Annotated in this window: 7 protein-coding genes; 3 read left to right on the forward strand and 4 right to left on the reverse strand. The window is 74.8% G+C overall.

Annotated elements, in window-relative coordinates; translation table 11 throughout:
• A partial coding sequence (locus AB0M18_RS36125; RefSeq protein WP_365765596.1) for a BTAD domain-containing putative transcriptional regulator occupies nucleotides 1-1236 on the reverse strand: 1236 nt, incomplete at its 3' end.
• Nucleotides 1237-1316: 80 nt separating this feature from the next.
• Between AB0M18_RS36125 and AB0M18_RS36130 the strand changes: the two genes are divergently transcribed.
• Together AB0M18_RS36130 and AB0M18_RS36135 are read left to right on the forward strand one after the other, a co-directional pair.
• A complete protein-coding gene (locus tag AB0M18_RS36130; RefSeq protein ID WP_365765598.1) occupies nucleotides 1317-3458 on the forward strand; it encodes a SpoIIE family protein phosphatase in 2142 nt (713 codons plus the stop codon).
• 32 nt (nucleotides 3459-3490) lie between these two features.
• Nucleotides 3491-4501: a PHP domain-containing protein gene (locus tag AB0M18_RS36135; RefSeq protein WP_365765600.1), complete on the forward strand. Its 1011-nt coding sequence runs from the start codon at nucleotides 3491-3493 to the stop codon at nucleotides 4499-4501.
• 22 nt (nucleotides 4502-4523) lie between these two features.
• On the opposite strand, the gene AB0M18_RS36140 is transcribed toward AB0M18_RS36135, so the two are convergent.
• From AB0M18_RS36140 to AB0M18_RS36150, 3 genes are all read right to left on the reverse strand, one after another.
• Nucleotides 4524-5720, reverse strand: coding sequence for a DUF6183 family protein (locus tag AB0M18_RS36140; RefSeq protein ID WP_365765602.1), 1197 nt, complete (start codon nucleotides 5718-5720; stop codon nucleotides 4524-4526).
• A 43-nt stretch (nucleotides 5721-5763) separates the two neighbouring features.
• Complete coding sequence (locus AB0M18_RS36145; RefSeq protein WP_365765604.1) at nucleotides 5764-7155, reverse strand: NADP-dependent succinic semialdehyde dehydrogenase; 1392 nt, start codon at nucleotides 7153-7155, stop codon at nucleotides 5764-5766.
• A gap of 182 nt (nucleotides 7156-7337) precedes the next feature.
• Nucleotides 7338-8018: a ThuA domain-containing protein gene (locus tag AB0M18_RS36150; protein WP_365765606.1), complete on the reverse strand. Its 681-nt coding sequence runs from the start codon at nucleotides 8016-8018 to the stop codon at nucleotides 7338-7340.
• Nucleotides 8019-8163: 145 nt separating this feature from the next.
• On the opposite strand from AB0M18_RS36150, the gene AB0M18_RS36155 reads away from it, so the two are divergent.
• The gene (locus AB0M18_RS36155; RefSeq protein WP_365765608.1) at nucleotides 8164-8991 is read left to right on the forward strand and encodes a DUF3626 domain-containing protein; all 828 of its coding nucleotides are present in this window, start codon (nucleotides 8164-8166) and stop codon (nucleotides 8989-8991) included.
• The last annotated feature ends 90 nt before the right edge of the window (nucleotides 8992-9081 follow it).

Genomic DNA, 9081 nt, shown 5'->3' on the forward strand with positions numbered 1-9081 from the left:
ACTCGTCGCCAGCACCGTCACACCCGGGCAACGCGCCAGCACGAGTTCGGCCAGCTCGGCCGCGGCACCCACCAGATGCTCACAGTTGTCGAGGACCAGGAGGAGACGGCGGCGGGCGCAGTGATCGACGACGATGGCGAGGGGGTCGTGGCCGGCGGTGTCGGGGAGGGTGGGGCCGCTCCAGACCTGGGTCTCGCGGGCTTCGAGAGCGGTGAGGACGGCCGTGGGGACGTCGGACGCCTCGCGGACGGCGGCAAGTTCGGCAAGACGGACCTGGATGTCCGGGGCGGTGTCGGCGGCCGCCAGGGCGAGACGGGTCTTCCCGACACCGCCGGGACCGGTCAGGGTGACGAGCCGGGATCGGGTCAACTCCCGTGTCAGATCGTTCAGTTCCTCGTCCCGTCCGAGGAAGGAGGTCAGCGGGGCGGGCAGCGCCCGCCGCACCTCCGAAGAAGCAGGAGCGGTCCCGGCCCCGGCCCCGGTCAGCAACTCCCGGTACAGCGCGGCGAGTTCCGGTCCCGGCTCGGTGCCGAGGCGGTCGGCGAGGTCGCTCCGCACCGTCTCGTACGCCGCGAGGGCCTCCGCCGGGCGGCCCGCGGCGCGCAGGGCGCGGATCCGCAGCGCCTGCAGGGGTTCGTCGAGGGGGTGTTCGGCGGTGAGGGCGGCGAGCGGGGCGAGGGTGTCCTGGGCGCGGCCGAGGGCGACGTCCGCGGCGAGCCGGTCGCGCCGGGCGCGGTCGCGGCGCGCCTCGGCCCGTACGGCGAGCGGATCGGCCTGGTGTCCGGGCAGATCGGCGAGGGCGGGACCGTGCCAGAGCCCGAGGGCGAGGTCGAGCAGGTGCGCGGCGCGTTCGGGGCAGGCGGCGGCCAGCTCCCGTACCGCCTCGTCGGCGAGCCGTTCGAACCGGAAGAGGTCGATGTCGTCGGCATCGGCCACGAGCCGGTAGCCGCCGGGGGCGGAGGCCACGGCGTCCCGGCCGAGCGCCCGGCGCAGCCGCCCGACCAGGGCGTGGAGGGCGGCGATCCGGTCCTCGTCGGTGTCGTCGGCCCACACCTGGGCGACGAGGGCGTCGGGGGCGACGGTGCGGCCGCCGGCCGCGGCCAGCGCGGTGAACAGGGCGCGCAGCCGGGCGCCGCTGAGGGCGGCGTCGTCGCCGTCGGCCCGAGCAGCCCGGGCGGGGCCGAGGACGCGATAGGTGACGCGGTGGGTCGGGGCGGGGTCCGGGGGCGGCTGCACCGGCCCATTCTGCCGAATCCACCCGCTTGGCGTCGTCCGCGCCATGGCGTGGGCGGGGTGCCGGTTCGACAATGGGTGGGATGACCGATGAGGAGCGGAGCAGGCGCGGCGGCGATATCGGGCCGACCGAGCGCCTCGCCATGAACCGCACCGGCAGCTTCGACTGGGATCTCGACACCGGCACCATCGATGTCGACGACGCGGGGCTGCTGGTCTTCGGCGTGGACCCGGACGCGTTCGACGGGCGGCCGGGGACGCTCGTGGGCGATCTGGACCCCGCGGAGCGGACGCGCCTCGAGCGGGTGATCCGGGACGCGATCACCGGCGGCCGGTCCTCGTACACGGCGCACGTCCGCCTGGAGCGGCCGGACGGTACACCCCAATGGACGCATGTGCAGGCGCGGATCCTGCGCCGGGATTCCGGGATGGCGCACCGGATCGTGGGGATCGTGCGGGACGCGACGGCCGAGGTGACGCACTCGGCCTTCGTGCTCGACCTGGAGAAGCGCCGCGAGGCGCAGACGACGATCGTGGAGCGCACGACGCACGCGCTGTCGCGGGCGGTGACCGTGGACGACGTGACGGCCGCGCTGACGGGTCCCGGCGGGCTCGCGCGGCTCGGCGCGGAGGGCTTGGCGCTGGGTCTGGTGGAGCACGGCTCGCTCAATCTCATCGCGCTGACCGGGGAATCCCTGGAGGCCTTCGAGGACTTCCGCAGCCGTCGGCTCGACCGGGGGCTGCCGCTCGCGGAGACGGTGCTGAGCGGCCGGCCCCGGTTCGTGCCCGAGTTCCTCCGCCTCGCCGAGGACTTCCCGGAGCTGGCGCCGTACGTGAACCGGATGCCGTTCCGGTCGGCCTGCTATCTGCCGCTGGTGGCGCAGGCCCGCTCGCTCGGCGGGATGGCACTGTTCTACCGGCGCCGCAGCACCTTCAACGCCGACGAGCGCAACCTGCTGCTCGGGCTCGCGGCGATCGTGGCGCAGTCGCTGCAGCGGGCGATCCTCTTCGACGAGGAGCGGGAGCTGGCGACGGGGCTGCAGGCCACGATGCTGCCGCGGCGGATCCCGGAGATCACCGGCGGCGAGATCGCGGTGCGCTATCACGCGGCGTGGAGCGGCCGGCAGGTCGGCGGCGACTGGTACGACGTGATCCCGCTGCCGCGCGGCCGGGTCGGCGTGGTCGTGGGCGACGTACAGGGCCACGACACGCACGCCGCCGCGATCATGGGGCAGCTGCGGATCGCGCTGCGGGCGTACGCGGGCGAGGGCCACGCCCCGTCCACGGTGCTCGCCCGGGCCTCCCGCTTCCTCGCGGAGCTGGACACCAACCGCTTCGCGACCTGCACCTACGCACAGGTGGACCTGGCGGGCGGCACGGTGCGCGGGGTGCGGGCCGGGCACCTGGGGCCGCTGATCCGGCACACCGACGGACGGGTGGGCCGGCCGAAGCTGCGAGGAGGGCTGCCGCTGGGCCTGGCGACGGTCTTCGGCGACGAGGAGTTCCCGGAGACCCGGCTCGACCTGGTGCCGGGCGAGACGCTGGTGCTGTGCACCGACGGTCTGGTCGAGCAGCCGGGTACGGACATCGAGACGGGTTTCGCGGCGCTCGCGGAGGCGGTGGGCAGCGGGCCGCCGCAGGCCGAGGCGCTGGCCGACCATCTGTCGGAGCGGCTGTGGGAGCGCTGGGGATCGGGCGACGACGTGGCGCTGCTCGTGCTGCGGCGCAGTCCGGACCCGGGCACCCCGAAGGCGCCGCGCATCCACCAGTACATCCACCAGGCCGACCCGCAGGGCCTGTCGGACGCGCGGGCCGCGGTGGGGCAGGCGCTCGTGGACTGGGGCATGCCGGAACTCGCGGACGACGCCGAGCTGTTGACGGGTGAGCTCCTGGTGAACGTGCTGCTGCACACGGAGGGGGGCGCGGTGCTCACCCTGGAGGTGCTGCCCGAACCTGTGCGCCGGGTACGCCTGTCGGTGCAGGACCGGTCCAGCGCCTGGCCGCGCCGCCGTACGCCCGGCGAGGCCGCGACCTCGGGGCGCGGGCTGCTCCTGATGGACGCGATCGCCTCGCGCTGGGGAGTCGAGCCGCGCGGCGAGGGCAAGGCGGTGTGGTGCGAGATCGGGCCGGGCGCGGCGAACGGCAACGGGAACGGCAGCGGTGACGGCAGCGGTGGCGGTGGCGGTGGCCATACGGCGTCGAACGGTGCCACGGGCGGCCGGTAGCGGACCCGGGCGAGCGGAGGGCGGTGCGGGCGATGGACCCGGTAGCGGCGCTGGAACGGATCGCGTTCCTCCTGGAACGCTCGCAGGCACCGACCTATCGCGTACGGGCCTTCCGTACCGCGTCCGCCGCCGTCACCGCCCTCGGGCCCGAGGCGACCGCGTCGCGCGCCGCTGCCGGCACCCTGGAGTCGGTCAAGGGCATCGGCCCGAAGACGGCGGCCGTGGTGCGTGAGGCGCTGGCCGGGCGGGTGCCCGAGTACCTGGAGCGCCTGGAGCGGGAGATCCCGGTCCCCGAGGTGCAGGGCGGCGAGACGCTGCGGGCGGCGCTGCGCGGCGACTGCCATGTCCACTCGGACTGGTCGGACGGCGGCAGCACCATCGAGGACATGGGCCGCACGGCGGCCCGCATCGGGCACGCGTGGACGGTTCTGACGGACCACTCCCCCAGCCTGAAGGTCGCGCGCGGCCTCTCCCCGGACCGGCTGCGGGAGCAACTGGACGTGGTGGCCCGCCTGAACGAGGAGTGGGCACCGTTCCGTCTGCTCACCGGCATCGAGTGCGACATCCTGGAGGACGGCTCCCCCGACCAGGAACCTGAACTCCTCGACCGGCTCGATCTGGTGGTCGGCTCGGTCCACTCCAAGCTCCGCATGGACTCCCGCGCCATGACCCGCCGCATGGAACGCGCCGTCCGCAACCCCTTGATGGACGTCCTCGGCCACTGCACCGGCCGCCTGGTGAGCGGCGGCCGGCTGCGCCCCGAGTCGGAGTTCGACGCGGACCGCGTCTTCGCGGCCTGCGCGGAGTCCGGCACGGCCGTCGAGATCAACAGCCGCCCCGAACGCCTCGACCCGCCCCGCCGGTTGCTCCGCCGCGCGGTCGCCGCCGGCGTCCACTTCGCGATCGACACGGACGCCCACGCCCCGGGCCAGCTGGAGTGGCAGATCTTCGGCTGCGCGCGGGCGGAGGAGTGCGGGGTGCCGGCGGAGCGGGTGATCAACACATGGGGGGCGGAGGAGCTGTTGGCGTGGACGCGCGGGTGAGCCGGGGAAGACGGGTGGTTCGTCAGTCCGTGTCCGTGGCCGCCAGGACCACGAGCCGACGCCCGTCCGGGGACAGGGCGGCCACCCCGATGTCCCAGGCGACCATGTGGAACCAGTCGGTGCGCGCCTCGAACTCGAACCAGTCGCACTCGCTCGCCCGCGCCTCGATCTCGTCCACGGTGGCGTGCCACGGATCCGGGCAGCCGGCGAGGGCCGCCAGGGAGCACCAGGCGTGGAGGCGGCCGTAGGCTCCGGCGCCGCCGGAGCTGTACGCGCCGCCCGCGGACGCGGCGCGGAAGAGGGTCTGCCAGACGTCGGCCGGGTGGGCGAGGCCGACGGACAGCGGGGTCTTCGGGCCGATCCCGTCCAGGCAGGCGAGGCCCAGGGCCGGCAGGGCGGCGGGGACGTCGAAGGGGGACAGTTCCTCGTCGAGGTCGAAGATCCTGGCCTCGACGACCCCGTTGGAGCCCTCGGTCCAGTTCGTGACGGCGGTGTCCAGGGCGGTTTCGGTGACCGGGTGTTCGGCCGTCACGTCACGGGCGGACGGTACCGGGGTGTCGGGAACGGGCATCGCGACGACGCCGGAGCGCCCGTACCCCGTGCGGTGGCGGGTGTCATGCCCGCGGTGATCGAGCAGCCGGAGGCCTGGCTCCAGCGAGGATCGGGACAACGGGAGCCCGCCCAGCGGGTGGTGGCGCCAGTGCGGGGAGGTCGCCCACTGCGCGATCCCGGGGATCCGGTCCACGGCGACGTCGCGCAGCACGAGTTCGTGGACGAGGCAGGCGCGCAGCTCTTCCGAGGCGGGTCCGCGGAAGGCGACGACGAGGTCCTCGGGGCGCTGCCCCGTGGCAAGGAGGGAGGCCATGGAGCGAGCGCTCTTCCGGGTCGCGCCTCCGGCGAGCCTGACCAGGCGGAGAGCCTGGGCGGCGTGGTCGGCGCCGGGCGTGACCGCGAGGCGCTGCAGCACATGGTCCAGGATGTGGCCGCACTGCCAGTGGTCCGCGGCGTGACCGACTTCCGTCGTGCCCCCGTCCGCACGGGCGAGTGCGATGCCGAGGTCGGCCGCCAGGACCGCGTCACCGCGCGCGATCCACCGCTCGACCTCGCGCGTGACCTCGCTGACGTCCTGCATGCCCGGCAGTACCGCCACGATCTCCCGTATCCGGTCGTTCCGGTCTTGCCGGTCGTTCCGGTCGTTCCGGCCGCTCGCCTCGGTCATGCCCGCAGCCTACGGGCCGCTCCGGCCTCCCGGCCTCCCGGTTTCAGGCGCGCTGCCACACCGTCGTGACGTTGCAGAACTCGCGGATTCCGTGGCCGGAGAGCTCCCGACCGTAGCCCGAGCGCTTGACGCCGCCGAAGGGGAGGGCGGGGTGGGAGGCGGTCATGCCGTTGACGAAGACACCGCCCGCCTCCAGGTCCCGTACGAAGAAGGCGATGTCCTCGTCCCGGCGGGTCCAGACGTTCGAACTCAGGCCGAAGCGGGAGTCGTTGGCGACGGTGACGGCCTCTTCGATGTCGGCGACCGGGTAGAGGGTGGCGACCGGGCCGAAGGTCTCCTCGCGGTGGACGCGCATCTCGGGTGTGATGGCGGTCAGCACGGTGGGGCGGTAGAACCAGCCACGGGGCAGCTCGGGGGGCCGGCCGCCGCCGCACAGGACGGTGGCACCCTTGGCCACGGCGTCGTCGACGAGCGCTTCGAGGTCGGCGCGGCCCTGTTCGGTGGCGAGCGGGCCGACGTCGGTGTCGTCGTCGAGGGGGTCGCCGACGGTGAGGGAGTTCATGGCGGCGGTGAATCGCTCGGCGAAGTCGTCGTAGACGTCCTGGTGGACGATGAAGCGCTTGGCGGCGATGCAGGACTGCCCGTTGTTCTGTACGCGCGCGGTGACCGCGGTCTTCACGGCGCGGGGCAGGTCGGCGGAGGGCATGACGATGTACGGGTCGCTGCCGCCGAGCTCCAGGACGGTCTTCTTGACCTCGTCGCCGGCGATGGCGGCGACGGAGCGCCCGGCGGGCTCGCTGCCGGTGAGGGTCGCGGCGGCGATCCGGGGGTCGCGCAGGACGCCCTCGACGGCGCCGGAGCCGATCAGGAGGGTCTGGAAGCAGCCGTCGGGGAATCCGGCGCGGCGGAAGAGGTTGCCGAGGTAGAGGGCGGTCTGCGGCACGTTGGAGGCGTGCTTGAGCAGGCCGGTGTTGCCGGCCATGAGCGCGGGCGCGGCGAACCGGATGACCTGCCAGAGCGGGAAGTTCCACGGCATGACGGCGAGCACCGTGCCGAGCGGCCGGTAGTGCACCCGGGCACGGTCGGCGCCGGAGTCCTGGACGTCGTGCTCGTCGGGGTGTTCGTCGGCGAGCAGCGCCGCGGCGTGCTCGGCGTACCAGCGCATGGTCCTGGCGCACTTGGCGGCCTCGGCGCGGGCGGCGACGATCGGTTTGCCCATCTCGGTGGTCATGGTGCGGGCGATGTCCTCGGCGTCCTCGTCGAGGAGGGACGCGGCGGCCCGCATCAGCCGGGCGCGCTCGGCGAAGGGGGTGGTGCGGTACTGGCGGTACGCCTCGTGGGCGGCGTCGATGCGGCGCTCGACCTCGGCGGGCCCGTGGGCCTCGTACGTGCGCAGTGTCTGGCCCGTCGCCGGGTTCACGGTGGCGATGCCCATGTCGTCTCCTCCTGAGCTGGAGCCCCCGCGCGCAACCTTCCCCACCCGTCACGCTTGCGCGACCGGGCGCGGGCCGCAAATCGGGGCGGGGCGGCGGGGTGACCGCCGGCCGGGTCCCGGGGGCGGCAGAGGGCCGCCGTACTCGCCCCCCCGCCGCTGGTCGGAGCACGGTCGGCGGCCGGTCAGCGGCCCGCGACCCAGCGCAGCGCGCCGTCGAGGTGGGCGCGGAAGACGGGGTCTGCGTACGCCTCGGTGGCGTGGCCGAGCGCGGTGAAGAGGATCCGGCCGTGTCCGGGCGTCGCCTCGCGGCACCACACCAGGGGGTGGTCGGCGCCGAGGGTGCCGCCCTCGTAGCTGGTCTCGTCGGCGCCGGCGAGGACGTGGACGCCGGCGGCGCGCGGGTGGCTGCTGTACTCGTACCACTCGTCGGTGCGGTCCCAGCGCGCGGGCAGCGGGGCGGTCGCCGGGTGGGCGGCGTCCTCGACGAGGACGGTGCCGGGCTGGAGCGGTGGGTGGTCGGTGAAGCGGGTGCCGAGAAGTTCGCCGTAGAAGGGCCAGTCGGGTTCGGCGTTGGCGGCGGCGTGGACGACGAGGAGGCCGCCCCCGCCCCGCACGTACGCCTCGAAGGCGGCCCGGCCCGCGTCGGTGAGCACGGTGCCGGTGGTGGAGAGCAGCACGACGGCGGCGCAGCGGGCGAGGCGGCCGGGGGCGAAGGCGGCGGGGTCCTCGGTGGTCTCGGGGGCGAGGCCGGCGGCGGTCGCGAGTTCGGCGAGCGCGGCGGCGCCGGCGGGGATGGAGTCGTGGCGGTAGCCGGCGGTGCGGGTGTAGACGAGGACGTCGGTGGCGGCGGTGCTGCGGGGCACGTGGGCCCTCCCCCTGGTGCGTGGTTGTCGCGTGACGTGCGGCGGGGCCGGCCCGGTCCGCTCCGGAAAGCGCTTGCCGCAGGGTCGGACCGTAGCCAGCGAAAAGCGCGCGACGCAAGGCCGGCGGGAACGGCAGACTGCGGCGATGGACCTCCTGCCCCGGCCGCGCCGCGCCCTCGCCCATGTCTCCGCCCTGGCCACCGGCGCCGCCGTCGCGCCCGCGCCGCGCGTGACGCTGAACTTCCACCCCACCTTCCTCGGCCGGCTGGCCGAGGACGGCGTGTACCGCTCGCAGTTCGTCACCGGCACCAGCAACGGCGGGCTGACCGCGCGCCCCGGCGGGGACCGGTGGCGCTGGGAGAGCCGGATCTTCGGCGGCGCGTACGACGACGCCCCGGCGCACGAGCGCCCGGTGTACGGCGCGCTCGACCACCGGGGACGCCCGTACGGCGCCGCGCCGCGCTTCGGCTCGGCGCATCTGAGGCTGACCGCCGACACGCTCGCCCGTACCACGTTCTGCTACCCGGACAGCGTCCTCGAACCGACGGACTTCGGCGTCGCCGAGCGCACGGCAGGGCTCATCGCGCTGGCCCTCGCGGACGGCCGGGACGCGCTCGACGACTACGTCGAGGCTCAGGTGCACGGCCCGGTCGAGCTCGGCCGTGACGTGGCGGCGCTCGTCCTCGACCCGTCCTTCCGGGGCACGGAGGTGGAGGCCGCCGCCCGCGCGCTGCCGTGCCCGGTGGAATGGCACGGCGGCTTCCGGCTGACGGTCGAGGAACTGCGCCGGCACCCCGACTACCGCGGCCCCGAGTTCGTCGAACTGGGCGCCGCGATCGCCGAGGAGGGCCGGCTGGACCCCCGCATCGTCCAGTCGGCCGCCGAGTCGGGCCGCCACGACCGGCAGGCGGTGAAGCGGGTCTGGCACCTGCTCGCCCGCTTCGGGGCGCCGGAGACCGCAGACGCGGCCTAGGCCGTGTCTGACAAATAGCGTCGTCCGCCCGCAGGGCGGGGCGCGCGGCGTCCGGTGCGTGCAGGCGCAAGGCGGAGGATCATCCTCGTA

Origin of the sequence: Streptomyces sp. NPDC051909, assembly GCF_040681095.1 — a bacterium.
Lineage (GTDB): Bacteria > Actinomycetota > Actinomycetes > Streptomycetales > Streptomycetaceae > Streptomyces.